This is a genomic window from Sphingomonas sp. SP3, from assembly GCF_058514305.1.
This window is the reverse complement of the sequence record NZ_JBZSOE010000001.1, coordinates 427,232-440,917: the sequence shown is the minus strand read 5'-3', so window position 1 is coordinate 440,917 and position 13,686 is coordinate 427,232. Positions and strand designations below refer to the sequence as shown.

14 protein-coding genes and 1 tRNA gene are annotated in these 13,686 nt (G+C 63.8%); 6 read left to right on the top strand and 9 right to left on the bottom strand.

The features are described 5' to 3' along the window. The first annotated feature begins 16 nt into the window (after nucleotides 1–16). Together hfq and hflX are read left to right on the top strand one after the other, a co-directional pair. Nucleotides 17–502, top strand: coding sequence for an RNA chaperone Hfq (gene hfq / locus AC4K8G_RS02420; protein ID WP_491732586.1), 486 nt, complete (start codon nucleotides 17–19; stop codon nucleotides 500–502). After that, entirely contained in the window at nucleotides 465–1,802 is a 1,338-nt protein-coding gene (gene hflX, locus AC4K8G_RS02415; protein WP_491732585.1) for a GTPase HflX, read from the top strand. The genes hfq and hflX overlap by 38 nt, the downstream gene beginning before the upstream one ends. Here hflX and mazG read toward each other — a convergent pair. The 9 genes from mazG to AC4K8G_RS02370 form a co-directional block, all read right to left on the bottom strand. Then, nucleotides 1,781–2,548 (bottom strand): nucleoside triphosphate pyrophosphohydrolase, encoded by a 768-nt coding sequence (gene mazG / locus AC4K8G_RS02410; protein WP_491732584.1) that lies wholly within the window; start codon nucleotides 2,546–2,548, stop codon nucleotides 1,781–1,783. The two genes, hflX and mazG, sit on opposite strands and share 22 nt — an antisense overlap. A gap of 66 nt (nucleotides 2,549–2,614) precedes the next feature. Further along, the gene (locus AC4K8G_RS02405; RefSeq protein WP_491732583.1) at nucleotides 2,615–3,202 is read right to left on the bottom strand and encodes a retropepsin-like aspartic protease family protein; all 588 of its coding nucleotides are present in this window, start codon (nucleotides 3,200–3,202) and stop codon (nucleotides 2,615–2,617) included. Next, nucleotides 3,199–3,963, bottom strand: coding sequence for an MBL fold metallo-hydrolase (locus tag AC4K8G_RS02400; RefSeq protein ID WP_491732582.1), 765 nt, complete (start codon nucleotides 3,961–3,963; stop codon nucleotides 3,199–3,201). The genes AC4K8G_RS02405 and AC4K8G_RS02400 overlap by 4 nt, the downstream gene beginning before the upstream one ends. Before the next feature lie 4 nt (nucleotides 3,964–3,967). Further along, nucleotides 3,968–4,747, bottom strand: a complete 780-nt coding sequence (locus tag AC4K8G_RS02395; protein WP_491732581.1) for a TatD family hydrolase — start codon at nucleotides 4,745–4,747, stop codon at nucleotides 3,968–3,970. Further along, complete coding sequence (gene metG / locus AC4K8G_RS02390) at nucleotides 4,744–6,261, bottom strand: methionine--tRNA ligase (RefSeq protein ID WP_491732580.1); 1,518 nt, start codon at nucleotides 6,259–6,261, stop codon at nucleotides 4,744–4,746. Before metG ends, AC4K8G_RS02395 begins: the two co-directional genes overlap by 4 nt. Nucleotides 6,262–6,287: 26 nt before the next feature. After that, the gene (locus AC4K8G_RS02385; protein WP_491732579.1) at nucleotides 6,288–7,265 is read right to left on the bottom strand and encodes a DNA polymerase III subunit delta'; all 978 of its coding nucleotides are present in this window, start codon (nucleotides 7,263–7,265) and stop codon (nucleotides 6,288–6,290) included. After that, nucleotides 7,262–7,888, bottom strand: a complete 627-nt coding sequence (tmk, locus tag AC4K8G_RS02380) for a dTMP kinase (protein ID WP_491732578.1) — start codon at nucleotides 7,886–7,888, stop codon at nucleotides 7,262–7,264. Before tmk ends, AC4K8G_RS02385 begins: the two co-directional genes overlap by 4 nt. Then, nucleotides 7,885–9,063, bottom strand: coding sequence for a D-alanyl-D-alanine carboxypeptidase family protein (locus tag AC4K8G_RS02375; RefSeq protein WP_491732577.1), 1,179 nt, complete (start codon nucleotides 9,061–9,063; stop codon nucleotides 7,885–7,887). The genes tmk and AC4K8G_RS02375 overlap by 4 nt, the downstream gene beginning before the upstream one ends. A gap of 38 nt (nucleotides 9,064–9,101) precedes the next feature. Continuing rightward, complete coding sequence (locus AC4K8G_RS02370) at nucleotides 9,102–10,202, bottom strand: lytic murein transglycosylase (RefSeq protein ID WP_491732576.1); 1,101 nt, start codon at nucleotides 10,200–10,202, stop codon at nucleotides 9,102–9,104. Between the two features lie 117 nt (nucleotides 10,203–10,319). Between AC4K8G_RS02370 and AC4K8G_RS02365 the strand changes: the two genes are divergently transcribed. From AC4K8G_RS02365 to AC4K8G_RS02350, 4 genes are all read left to right on the top strand, one after another. After that, nucleotides 10,320–10,409, top strand: a tRNA-Ser gene (locus tag AC4K8G_RS02365). Nucleotides 10,410–10,508: 99 nt separating this feature from the next. Beyond that, nucleotides 10,509–10,889, top strand: coding sequence for a BlaI/MecI/CopY family transcriptional regulator (locus AC4K8G_RS02360; RefSeq protein ID WP_491732575.1), 381 nt, complete (start codon nucleotides 10,509–10,511; stop codon nucleotides 10,887–10,889). After that, nucleotides 10,889–12,670: a M56 family metallopeptidase gene (locus tag AC4K8G_RS02355; protein WP_491732574.1), complete on the top strand. Its 1,782-nt coding sequence runs from the start codon at nucleotides 10,889–10,891 to the stop codon at nucleotides 12,668–12,670. The genes AC4K8G_RS02360 and AC4K8G_RS02355 overlap by 1 nt, the downstream gene beginning before the upstream one ends. 107 nt (nucleotides 12,671–12,777) lie before the next feature. Continuing rightward, nucleotides 12,778–13,650 carry a hypothetical protein gene (locus AC4K8G_RS02350; protein ID WP_491732573.1) on the top strand — a complete coding sequence of 291 codons (873 nt, stop codon included), beginning with the start codon at nucleotides 12,778–12,780 and terminating at the stop codon, nucleotides 13,648–13,650. Nucleotides 13,651–13,686 lie beyond the last annotated feature (36 nt).

The following is a 13,686-nucleotide window of genomic DNA, read 5'->3' as shown; positions in this document are numbered from 1 at the left end:
GTAAGGAGTTGGCGTCATGGCCGCGCGATCGCTGAGCCTGCAGGATCATTTCCTGAACAGCGTCAGGCGCGCCAAGCTGCCCGTCACCATCTTTCTGGTGAAGGGCGTCAAGCTTCAGGGCGTGATCACGTGGTTCGACGCCTTTTCCCTGCTCTTGCGCCGGGAGGGTGCTTCGCAGCTGGTCTACAAACATTCGATCTCGACCATCATGCCGGCCGAGCCTCCGGCGGACTTCGTCGCGACGCAGCCCTCGACCGACGGGAAGGCGGGGCTGCAAGACCTGTTCCTCGCTGCGGCCTCGCGCGACTCCGAACGCATGACCCTGTTCCTGATCAATGGTGTCATGCTCCAGGGCTCGGTCACTGGCTTTGACCAGTTCAGCCTGGTCCTCGAACGCGGAGGCCAGATCCAGCTCGTCTACAAGCATGCAATCTCCACCTTGCAGCCGGCCCATGCGCTGAACCTTGAGCCGGGCGGCGAGGAGGGGGGCGACGCTGAATAATTTCGACGGCAATGGCGCGATCGAGGTCGCCAGGGGCGAACGCGCGGTCATCGCCGTGCCTGAGCTGCCGCGCGAAGGCTCGCGGCGGTCCTCAGACGCGCGTGTCGAAGAGGCATCGGGCCTCGCTGAGGCGATCGGGATTGACGTCGTGGTGGCGAAGCCGTTCCGCGTCCGCTCTGTTCGCCCCGCGACGTTACTGGGGAAGGGCCAGGTCGAGGAGATCGCGGAGCTGGCGAAGGCGCAAGATGCGCATTTGCTGATCGTCGATTCAGCACTCACCCCGATCCAGCAGAAAAACCTCGAGGATGAAGCCGGGACCAAAGTCATCGACCGGACTGGGCTGATCCTGGAAATCTTCGGTGAGCGCGCCGCAACCGCGGAGGGCCGGCTCCAGGTCGAGCTGGCGCATCTCGACTACCAGGCAGGCCGCCTGGTCCGCAGTTGGACCCACCTTGAGCGCCAGCGCGGCGGCTTCGGCTTCCTCGGCGGGCCTGGCGAAACCCAGATCGAGGCAGACAGGCGATTGATCCGCGATCGAATGGCGAAGATTCGCCGTGAGCTCGACCAGGTGAAACGGACGCGGACCTTGCATCGGGGGCGCAGGCAGCGCGCGCCGTGGCCGGTAATTGCCCTGGTCGGCTATACCAACGCGGGGAAATCCACGCTTTTCAATCGACTGACCGGCGAAGCGGTATTCGCGGAAAATCTGCTCTTCGCGACGCTCGATCCGACCATGCGCGACATCAAACTGCCGGGTTTTGACAAGGTCATCCTGTCTGACACGGTCGGCTTCGTGTCCGACCTTCCGACCGAGCTGATCGCCGCGTTCCGCGCGACACTTGAGGAGGTGGCGTCTGCAGACCTCCTCGTCCACGTCCGCAACATGGCGCATCCGGACCGCGAGGCGCAGCGGGAAGACGTGGACGACGTACTGACCTCGCTAGGCCTGTCGGAAGAGGGGGCGCCGCCGCGGATCGAGGCGTGGAACAAGGTCGACCTCCTCGGCGGACAGGAGCGCGAGCGTCTGATGGAGGAAGCCAAACGACGCGAGGACGTGGTGCCCATCTCAGCGATCACCGGCGAGGGACTAGACCGACTCCGGGACCGGCTATCGGGGCGGTTGAGGAGCGGCGAACAGATCCACGACATCCGCGTCGCGGCAAGCGAAGGAGGCAAGATTGCCTGGCTGCATGCCAGGGGCGAAGTACTCGAGCAGCAGCTGGACGACAGCGAAATCAGGCTGTCAGTGAGGTTATCGCCAGATAATTGGGCGCGATTTCAAGCGCTTGAGTCGGCCTGAGCCGCCTTTACGGCGACCCACAGCGCCTCTTTCTCATCCAGGGAAAGGCCCTCGAAGCCCGGCGTTTTCTCGATCTCGCGGAATCGCTTCTCGAATTTGCTATTCGCTTCACGAAGCGCAGCTTCCGGTTCAATGTTAAGATGGCGTGCGAGGTTTACGACGGCGAACAGCAGGTCGCCGAGCTCCTCGAACATGCGCGGATGTTCGCGTTCGGCGTCGAGCTCGGCCAGTTCTTCGTCGATCTTGGCGCGCGGACCCGCCGCATCGGGCCAGTCGAAACCCGTCCGCGCAGCCCGTCGTTGCAGTTTTGCGGCGCGTTCTAATGCCGGAAGTGCCAGTGCAACGCCGGCTAAAGCGCTGTCATCTGGCGATTTCTGGCGCTCCGCGGCCTTGATATTCTCCCAGCCAGGACTGTGGGTCGCGTCGCCGAAGATGTGCGGATGACGACGCTCTAGCTTGTCGCAGATGCGGGAAATGACGTCATCCAATGCGAAGTGGCCGGATTCCTCGGCCATTTGCGCGTGAAACACGACCTGGAGCTGGAGATCGCCGAGCTCGTCGGCGAGGCCATCCATATCGTCGCGGGCGATCGCGTCCGCGACCTCATAGGCTTCTTCGATCGTGTAAGGCGCGATGGTCGCAAAGCTTTGCTCACGATCCCATTCGCAGCCGGTGATCGGATCACGCAGCCGGCGCATGATCGCGACCAGGCGATCGATCGGGCGCTGGCGAGGCTCAGACGGCATCGCGAGCCCTGTTTCCTCCATATTCTGTAAGTATGATAATATGCATTATGTAAAGTATCTCTACGATCAGGAGACCAAAACCAACCATCGCCCCTCAACGCCCCACCGGCTCAAGGAGGACAGATAATTCATGCCGAGGACGTTCAAATCTTCGTTGTCCGCGATCTGGAGCCCGACGTCGCTCCGGCGAATTCCGCCAACCTCGAGGTCCGCGGCGCGGCCGGTCGACATGCGCACGATCCCGTTTCCAGTTCGAACATACTGGTCCCGCTGCGGCGAAATCTCCACGCCCGCACTCAATGCCGTGTTCCGGCCGACCGTCGTCATCGTCGCGCCGCTGTCCACCAGGAACTTCACAGGCTTGCCGTTGAGGCTCGCGTCGACCCAGAAATGCCCGTCGATCGCCATGGGTATGCGGGTTTCGAAGCCATCCTGGACCGGCGTTCCGACTGCTTCGGCTTTCAGGCGTTGAGCAACCCAGCCGAAATCGTCCCGAAAAGCGAACAGGACGAAGCCGGCCGCGAAGATCAGGATCCAAGCCAGAGCCATCTTGGCGAGCTTCAGGCCCGGCTCTCGCCGCGCCATCAGCCCGCCGAGGACGAGCATCATCGCCAACAGGATGTAGACGCCGCCGAGCATGTTGTTGTTGGTCATAGCGCGATCTCAAGCCCGTCATGGGCCGGCGCCGCCCAATCGGGCAATTCGTTGACGAGGGTTCGGTAATCGAAGCCGTTACCCATATGGACCAGGTAAACCGCGCCGACCTTGAGCTCGCGCGCAGCCGCAAGGACGCCATCGAGGTGCATGTGAGTCGGGTGCGGTGTTCGCGTCAGGCAATCCGCGATCCAAACGTCAACTCCTTCATAGAGAGCCGCCATGTCGTCAGTTAACGCACTGAAATCGACAGCATAAGCGGCGGAACGACCACCTTCATCAAAGCGCATTCCGAGCGAAATCGGCCCGCCGTGCGGCTGATCGACGAAGCGGGTCACCACATCGCCGAAACTCACCTTTTCCCCGATCTCTCGCGCCTCTACGATCGGGCGATAGAAATCGGACTGCTCGAAGGCGTAGCCGAAGCGATGCTCGAGCTCGTCCAGAACGTCCCGTCGGCTGTAGAGCGGGATCGAGCCGCCGACGGCCGCGGCGACCGGGCGAAGCTCGTCGATGCCGTGGCAGTGATCGCCGTGCGCGTGGGTTACGATCACGCCGTCCAGCCGGCTGACGTCAGCGCTAAGCAATTGTTGGCGAAGATCCGGCCCGCAATCGACCAGCATCCGCTGGTCCGCGCTTTCGACGAGGATCGAAGTTCTCAGGCGCCGGTTGCGCGGTTCGTTGGGGTCGCACTGGCCCCACTCGTTTCCAATCTTGGGGACGCCGGTCGAGGTTCCGCAGCCCAGGATCCTGATCTTCAACCGATTATTCCTGGGCTTTGGCGAACAATTTGAAGAAGTTGGCCGTGGTTTGCTCGGCGAGATCTTCTGGATGCTCGTCGCGAATGCCGGCCACAAAAGCGGCGGTGTCGGCGACGAAGGCCGGTTCGCACTTGTGGCCGCGGTGCGGGACGGGAGCGAGGAAGGGCGAATCCGTCTCCACCAGCATCTGGTCCTTGGGCAGCCACTTCGCCGTTTCCTGAAGGTCCGCGGCGTTTTTGAAGGTCACGATGCCCGACAGCGAGATGTAGAAGCCGAGGTCGAGCCCCTTGCGCGCCAGCTCCGCCGAGCCGGTGAAGCAATGGAGGACGCCGGTAACGCCCCCTTCCCTGACCGCAGCGCCAAGCATCTCGGCGGTATCGTCTTCCGCCTCGCGAGTGTGGACGACCAAGGGCAGCCCGGTCTCGCGGGCAGCGTCGATATGCGCCTGGAATCGCTCGCGCTGCGCCTGCCGGTCGGACTTGTCGTAGTAATAATCGAGCCCGCACTCACCGATGGCGATCACACGGGAATGTGATGAGGCGTCCACCAAGGCCTTCGCGCCAAGGTCCGGATGGGCATCGGCCTCATGCGGATGGACGCCGACGCTGGCCCACACATCAGGCTCGCGCTCGGCAACGCCGATGATCGCATCCCACTCGCGTTGGCGGGTCGAGATGTTGAGGAAACCGGAGACGCCACGCGCTCGTGCGTTTTCAAGCACTTCGCCCTGGCGTTCGACCAGCCCTTCGTAATTGAGGTGGCAGTGGCTATCGATCAGCCTCATTTGGCGCCCTCGGCCGCCTCCTCTTCCTCCAGCTCGAGGCGCGGAAAGAGCGGCGTCGGCTGCGGGATCGGCGCACCGCCATCGCCGGCAGCGATGGCCGCGAGCAGCTTCTCGGCCGACGCCGGGATTACCGGCGCAATCGCCTGCGCAAGCTCCCGTACGGCCACCACCAAGGTACCGAGCACGGCCGCCATGCGCTCAGGGTCGGTCTTGCGCAGCGCCCAGGGCGCCTGAGTGTCGACATAAGCGTTGCAGGCGAAGACCGCGCGCAACCACGCTTCGATCCCGACCGAGAATGACAACCGCTCGAAGGCGTCCGGCACTTCCTCGTTGGTCGCCTTGCGGACCAGATCGAGCAATTCTCGGTCTTCGGCCGCGTCACCTTCCGCTGCGATGACGCCGTCCAGATTCTTGAAAATCATCGACAAAGTGCGCTGAGCAAGGTTGCCGAAGCTGTTCGCAAGCTCGGCATTGGCCCGGTTGACGATAGCTTCGGCGCTGTAGCTGCCATCCTGCCCGAACGGCACCTCACGGAGGAAGAAGTAACGCACCGGATCGACTCCAAAGCGTTCGGCGAGTTCCATCGGGTCGATGACGTTGCCGACGCTCTTTGACATCTTTTCGCCGCGGCTGAGCAGGAAACCGTGGCCGAACACCTGTTTCGGCAGCGGTAGCTTGGCGGACATCAGGAACGCCGGCCAGTAGACCGCGTGGAAGCGGACGATGTCCTTGCCGATCAGGTGCACGTCAGCAGGCCAAAAGCGGTCGTATTCGGCGCGATCGTCGGGATAACCGACACCAGTCATGTACGTCGTCAGCGCGTCGACCCAGACGTACATCACATGCCCAGGTGAATTGGGCACCGGCACGCCCCAGTCGAAGCTGGTCCGCGAGACGCTCAAATCCTTGAGTCCCGCCTCCACGAAGCGCAGCACCTCGTTGCGGCGGCTTTCCGGGCGGATGAAGTCGGGATTGTCCCGATAGAGCTTTAACAGCGGCTCCTGATATTTGGACAGGCGGAAGAACCAGGTTTCCTCGGCGGTCCACTCGACCGGCGTGCCCTGGGGCGACAGCTTCTCGCCGCCCTCGCCCGGAACCAGCTCGCCCTCGTCGTAAAAGGCCTCGTCGCGGACCGAATACCAGCCCTCATAGCGGTCGAGGTACAGATCCCCCGCCTCTTCCATCGCGTTCCACAAAGCGATGCTCGCTTTGTGGTGACGCGGCTCGGTGGTCCTGACAAATTCGTCATATGACAGGTTAAAAAGATCGACCATCTCACGGAAATAGCCAGACATTTCGTCTGCAAGATCGATCGTTTCTCGGTCCTGCGCGCGCGCCGTCTGGACCATCTTGAGCCCATGCTCGTCGGTTCCGCCCACGAAGCGCACGTCGCGCCCTTGGGCGCGCTGGAAGCGGGCGATGGCGTCGCCAGCGATCGCTTCGTAGGCGTGACCGATGTGCGGCGGGCCGTTCGGATAGCTGATTGCGGTGGTGATGAGATAAGGTTCGGACATTCGGCGAACGCCCTAGCCGCCGGAGTTTAGCGCTTCAAGGAAGCGGGTTCGGCGACCCCGGCTAGGATTCCGCCAATCTGGAACACGGTCGCCGCGGGATCGAGCGACAGGCGCGGCGCCATCACCGCGAGGTCCCGCGCCTTGGCGTAGGCGTCCAATGCCCGCTCGCGCGCGCCGCCTTCGAGGCGCTTCGCCTCACGCGCAATCATCGACGGCGCGAGGTCGAGGAATGCCGCATAGCGATCGGCCGCCGTTTTCTTGCCGAGTTCGGACGCCAAGTCTGAGCGGCGCGCGTTGGTGGGGTCGCCCTGGCGAAGGATCGCGACCGCGGCATTCTCGAGTTTGGCAAGGTCAAGCTCGGCAAAGGCGAGCGCCCTTCCCGCCGACCCGAACGACATCGACACGACCTGCTTGCGCTCGGTTTCACCCAGCTGCGTCTCCCTCTCGAGGATCGACGTCATGGCGTCATCGTCCAAGCCGCCGAAGTCCAGACGGCGGCAGCGCGAGCGGATGGTCGGGAGAAGCCGTCCCGGCGCGTGGCTGACGAGTAAGAACAGGGTGTTGGCGGGTGGCTCCTCCAAGATCTTTAGTAGCGCGTTCGCCGCTTCCTTGTTGAGTTCGTCCATGCTGTCGATAACCGCGACCCGCCACGGCGACAGAGCGGCGGTCATGCCCATGAAGTCGCCGAGCTCGCGGACCTGCTTGATCGTGATGTCGCGCGCGAGCCCGTCACCCTTTTCCCTCGGCAGGCGCTCCAGCCAGCGCATGTCAGGGTGACTCCCGGCGTCCACCAATCGAACGATGGGGTGATCGTCGGGCGCTTCGATCCTGGGAAGCTTGACCGGCGGCCCGGCGGCATCGGCCAGCACCCGGCGGGCTGCGGCTTTGGCGAAACTTGCCTTACCCACGCCCTTGGGCCCGGCGAGCAGCCAGGCGTGGTGAAGCTTGCGCGAGGCCCAGGCACTGGCAAACTGCTCGACCGCGCGGTCCTGACCGATGATCATGGCAGAAGGTCCTCGATCTCACTCAGCAGTCGCTGCGTGACTTCTGCCGGCGATCCGGAGGCATCGACCAGCCGCACCCGATCAGGCTCCTCCGCGGCGATCAGGCGAAAGGCCAAGTCGACCTTGTGGTGATAATCCACACCGCGCCCGCCGATCCGGTCGCTTTTGCCCCCATCCCGCGCGTCGGCACGCTCGGCGCCGTCGTCGAGCGTCAGCACCAAGGTGCGGTCGGGAAAGCAATCGCCCATGGCGAAGGCATTTATCGCGCGCACCGCTTCGATGCCGAGCCCGCCCGCGCCGCCCTGGTAAGCGAGCGAGCTGTCGACGAAGCGGTCACTGATCACCCAGCGGCCACTTTCCAGAGCAGGTAGAATAGATTTTTCGAGGTGGTCCGCTCGCGCGGCGGAAAATAGCAGGGCCTCGGCCCTTGCTCCCCACCGGTCATCGCTTCCCGACAATAAGATTTCTCTGATCTTTTCGGCGCCATCGCTTCCCCCGGGCTCGCGGGTCACTAACACTTGGATGCCCCGCTCATTCAGCGCTTCGGCCAGCGCGCCGACCTGGGTCGACTTACCGGCCCCCTCCCCGCCTTCGAGGGTAATGAACCGCCCGCGTGTCGTCACGCCATCCCGAACAAGGATTTGAGGCCGAGCCAGATGCGGCCGAAGAAGCCGGCGCGGCCGACGTCATTGGCGGCGACCAGCGGCACAACCTGCGGCGGCGTGTCGCCGGTCGTGATGATGAGTTCGGCAACTTGCTGTCCCTTGGTGATCGGAGCCACCAGTGGGCCTTGGTAACGCACCTTCATCGAGGTCGCGCCCGTGGCCAGCCCGGCGGGAATGGTAACCGCAAGGTTGTGAGGCGCCACGAGATCCACCGAACTGCTCGACCCCATCTGGACTTGCGCGGTACCGACCTTCGCGCCTTGGCTGAACAACGGTTTTGCGGTCCAGGCGCCAAAGCCCCAGGTAATCAGCCGCGTCGACTCCTGGACGCGCGCATTCCAGCTGTCGAGGCCGGCAACGACCTCGATCAGGCGGCGGCCGTTCTGCTCGGCGGAGCCAGTGAAGCCATAGCCTGCCTCATCGGTGTGGCCGGTCTTGAGGCCGTCGGCGCCTGGCACCTTGCCGAGGATCGGGTTGCGGTTCGCCTGCGTGATGTCGGCGCCCGACCCCAGCGTCTTGCCCCAGGTGAACGACGGCAACGAATAGAATTGCTTATAGAGCTTGTAATGGTTTTCGATCTCGTAGCGGGCGAGCGTCGCAAGGTCGCGTGCGCTGACATAGGTCACGCCATTGTCCGGCCAGCCGTTGGCGGTGCCAAAGTGGCTGTTGGTGAGCCCGATCTTCTTCGCGAGTTCGTTCATCTGGCCGGCGAAGGCCTGCTCGGTCCCAGCGATGCACTCGGCAAGAACGACGGACGCGTCATTGCCGGACAGGGTTACGATTCCTTTCAGCAAATTCTCGACGCTGACCTGCTCGCCCGGCGAGAGGAACATGGTGGAGCCGGCGGCAGGCCCATGCCACTTCTGCCAGGTTTCCGGGCGCACGGTGCACATTTTGCCCAGTGGCAGCTTGCCGCTGTCGATCAGCTCGAAGGCGACGTCGGTGGTCATCATCTTGGCCATCGAGGCCGGCGGCATCCGCACGTCGGCGTTCTTTTCATACAGCACCGCGCCCGATGACAGGTCGATCAGGAAGGCGACCTTGGCCGGCGTATCGAAGGTCGGGGCGGCCGCGGGGGCAGCGCTGGCGAAGAGCAGGGAGGCGGCGGTGACGAGAAGGATTGTGCGCGACAAGGACGATTTCCCCGATTCAAATTGGGTGTTTGCTCCTCCTATCGCCGCGCAATCGCGTCCGCCAGAACTCCGACCGAAAGCGCGTAAAAATTCGAGCAATTGTAATCGAGAATGGCGTGATAGTTGGTGGTGAGCAGGAAGGCCCGGGCGTCGTAACCATCGGGCTCGATCAGCGCAGCCATTTCATTATCAGGAATCGTGCGCCCGATCGGAGTCACGCCCATCGCCCGCCATTGGCGCATGCTGAGCCAGCGGCTGTGCCGGCGGTAGACCTGTGGGCAGCGAGGCGCGGTGACCAGGCTGACGATCGCCTGGCGGTTGAGGTTCGGCGGGGTCCGCACCGCGATCCCCCAGGTGACATTCGGCTTCCACCCGGCATCGCGCAGGTACTGGGCGATGGATGCGAGGCCATCCAACTCGTTCGACCAGATATCGGCATAGCCGTCACCGTCACCGTCGGCGCGGAGGCGAAGCGCGACCGAAGGCATGAATTGCGGATAGCCGGTCGCGCCCGCCCAGCTGCCCTTGAGACGCCAGCGCGGGACGCCCTGGTCCATCAACTTCAGCGCGGCGACGAACTCGCCTTCAAAGAAATCGCGCCGGCGACCGTAATAGCCAAGGCTCGCGAGCGCCTGGAGCAAGTCGGTGTTTCCTGTCACCGTGCCGTAGCTCGTCTCGTGACCCCAGATCGCCATCAGGATCGCCGGATCGACGCCGTAACGCACCTCGAGCGAGCGCAGCGAATTGTAGTGCTCGGAATAATTGGCCTGTCCGCGCCGCACGAGTGAGGAGGTCACATGGGTGCGTAGGTAAGGTGCGAGGGTTCCGACCACGCCCCCGCTGCTCCTCGCGACTGGCTCACTTGCTTCCATCGAGATCACGCGCTGATTCAGGGTCAGGTTGGGCACGTTGGCATCGATCGTCGCTTGGCGGACGCCTTGCTGCCGCGCGAGGATGGACAGCCGAAGCTTGTAGGTGTCCCAGGCCGAGCGCGTCGGCTGGGCATAGCCATAGGTCGGGGTGGCATAGGTCTGCGCCAGCTGGACGTTTGCAGGCACCGCATTATTGTGAACGGCCACCGGCGCAGCCGCAGAGCCGAGCGAAACGGCCGATAACCCCACAAACCCCCAGCCGTTCATGCTCAACACGCCCTCCTCACGCGACAACAGGCTAGAGGGGATAACCCGTTCAAGGCCAGCTTGGTTCAGCGCGCGCCTTGCACAGCTTGTCCTGTCGGGCGATAGCAAAAGGCCAGCGGAGAGGTGGCCGAGTGGTTTAAGGCAGCGGTCTTGAAAACCGCCGTGGGTGCAAGCTCACCGTGGGTTCGAATCCCACCCTCTCCGCCACTTGCAGCAAGCGCGGGGAAAACATTCATCTTGCATTCACGCTACAAATGTAGCACACTACAAATGTAGCGCGACGATTCGGTCGTGAAAGGATTCAAAATGCTGAGCAAGCTTCCGCCCCGCGAACGGCAAATCGTCGACATCCTCTACGAGCGCGGCGCGCTTCCCGTCGCCGACATCTGTGACGCCCTACCAGATCAGTTGAGCGGTTCGGCGGTTCGCGCGATGCTCAAGCGACTCGAGGACAAGGGATACGTCCAGCGCAACGAATCGGACCGCGGCTTCCTTTACAGCCCCGTCCTGTCCGAGAATGCGGCCAAGAAGTCGGCGCTGAGCGAAATCGTTCGCGTCTTCTTCAATGGGTCGCCGGCGAGCGCGGCAAGCGCGCTGCTCGGCATGTCCGATAAGCTTAAGGAAAAGGACCTGGACGCCCTGGAGCAAATGATTGCTAAAGCCCGCAAGACCAAGGGAGACAAATAATGCACGTTCTCCTCGGCATCGCGCTCAAGTCGCTGTTGATTGCCGGGCTGACGCTCGGGCTGCTCGAGCTCATGAAGAAGCGCTCGGCGGCAGAGCGGTCGTGGGTCGCGCATATCGGCCTTATCGCGCTTGTCCTGCTCGCGTTCGCGCCGCTTGTCCTGCCCAATTGGACGGTTGAGACGCCGGCCATGTTCGATTCCCAGCCGGCCGAGGTTGCCAAGCCCGCGACGGTCCCGCCGTCGGTCGGTACGGCGACCCCGGCGGTAACGCCTGCGGTAACGCCAGCGCAGAGCCGGTTCTCGCTTAGCCCGACCGCCACGACCATGGCCCTTTATGCTTTGCCTGCGGCGATCCTGCTGTTCATCACCTTTGTCGCGCTTGCACGATTGATCGCGCTGCGCGCCCGCGCCGATGTGCTCGTCGACGGTCATTGGCTAAGCGCCCTCGCCCGCGCCCAGCGCCGGATGGGCTTCAAGCATGGCACCGCGCTGCTGACGAGCGACGAGCTTGCCTCGCCAATCAGCTGGGGCCTGATGCGCCCGGTCATCCTACTCAATTCGCGCGCTGTCGAAGCTTCGGGTGAAGCCGAGGCGATCATTGCCCACGAGCTGGCGCACGTCGCCCGCATGGACTGGGTCAAGCTGCTGCTCGCCCGCGTCGCTACCGCGCTGTTCTGGTTCAACCCGCTGGTCTGGGTACTTGCCCGCGAAGCTCACCAGCTGCGCGAGGAAACCGCCGACGACGCAGTGCTCGCGGCGGACATCAGCGACACCGATTATGCCCAGCTGCTGGTCGGCGTGGCGCGTCACGAATGTCCCGGGCTGCTGCTCGGCGCGCATGGTGTCGCGCCGTCGAAGAGCTCGCTCGCCCGGCGCGTTGCCCGAGTGCTCGACGGCCAGTCGGTGCGCGGACCCGCGGCGCGCTCCTTCGCGATGGGTGTGTTCGTCGGCGCGGTCCTGGTTGCAGCCCCCCTTGCAGCCCTTACCCTTGCGCCCGCCGGAACCAAGGAGAAGCAGAAGGCCGCGGCTGCGGTCAGCACCAAGACGTCGCCCCAGACGAGCTATTACGATGCCACAAGCGACCCAGAGGTTCCGACCGACCTTGGCAGCATCATCGCTGACGGAGTGTCGACATCGGTCCACGCCGCGGTCGCGGCAGCCGTTCCTGCCCGCATCGAAGCCGAGCAGGACGTTCGCTCGGCGGCAATCGAACAGGCGCTCGAGAGCGCTGCGGAAGCGCGTCGCGATGCGCTCAAGCAAGCCCGCATAGCTATTGCCGACGCGGGTCGGGAAGTCAGAATGGTTCATGGCCCAGGTTCACGGTCCATCGTTATCGGCGATGGTGAACTGACCCCCGAATATATCGGCGCAATGCGCGCGATTTCACCGCGTCTTGCACGCCTCGACATGGACGAGTTTGCGAGCATGCGGGCTGTCGGCGTTACGCCGGACTATGCCCGCGGCATGATCGCAGCTTTCCCGTCAATCGATTCCGATGGGCTGGTCGAAGCGCGCGCGATCGGCCTGACCGGTCCTTACGTCCAGGCGCTGCGCGGCGCAGGAGTCCGCGGAGACCTCGACGACTTCGTCCAGATGCGGGCGATGGGTATCGATCCGAGCTTTGTTGCACGAGCCCGGAAGGCAGGCGTCAACATCTCCGATCCTGACGAGCTGGTCCAACTGCATGCGCTGAGCGGAAGCCCGGCACCTCCGCGGCCACCTAAGGCGCCGCGAGCGCCGGCGCCGCCTGGCGGCTGGGATAGCGATCCCGACGACGGCTGATCCTTCGGCCCAAGCCTAACCGACGACCTCACGACAGCGAATTTTTGAACGCCCTCCTCGGGCGAACGGGCGGACTTTGCCCAGAGCAGATTGAAAGGAGACGACCAATGAACCGGTGTTTCGCAATGATGTGTGCGTTGCTCTTTGCCTTCGTAAGCGTGTCCTCGGCGTGCATGGCTGCGCCATCGGACTGGGTTAGCTTCGACCTCCGCGGTCAGCGCGACCAGGGCGAGATTCGAGCGACGTTCCGCGATGAACGGCGCGGCAATGACGACAATGAGTGGTCCGGTGGTTTCAAGCCCTCCGAGCTGATCGGTCTCGACGTCGGCGGATTTTATTTGGCCGGGTCGAGGCCGCTTCGCTTTGCCGTGGTGCGCGAGGCCGGGCGGCTCGATTGTGCAGGCAATGGCGGCTCGTCGCACATGGGCGGCAATTGCAATTTCTCGGCCGATGCCGGGTTCCTGAAGCTACTTGCGGATCGGGGCATCGGCACGCCCAGCCGCGAACAGATCTTCGGGCTGGTCGCGCTGGATGTGCACCGAGCGCTGATCGATGCGGTTACCACGGCTCGTTACCCGACCCCGACGATCGACGATCTCATCTCGATGACCGCGATTGGCGTCACTCCAGCCTATATCAGCGAGCTGGCGAGCGCGGGCTACCGGCCGAAGTCGATCGACTCGCTGGTCCAATTCAAGGCGCTGGAGATCACGCCGCAATGGATCGGCGGGCTGGCCAGCATCGGCTACGCCAACATTCCGGCAGACGATCTCGTGCAGCTGAAGGCGCTCAATATCGGCGCGGACTATATCAGCGGCTTCAACAGCATCGGTTATGGCCGCCTGCCGGTTGACGAGCTGGTGCAGCTCAAGGCGCTCAACGTGACGCCGGAATTTGCTCGCACCGCGGCCGCTTCGCGACGCCCTCTGCCCTCGGTCGACGAGCTGGTTCAGATGAAGATGTTCGGGCGGGTTCGCTAACCATTCGTTTCGCCCCTTCGCCACTTCGTCGAGGCC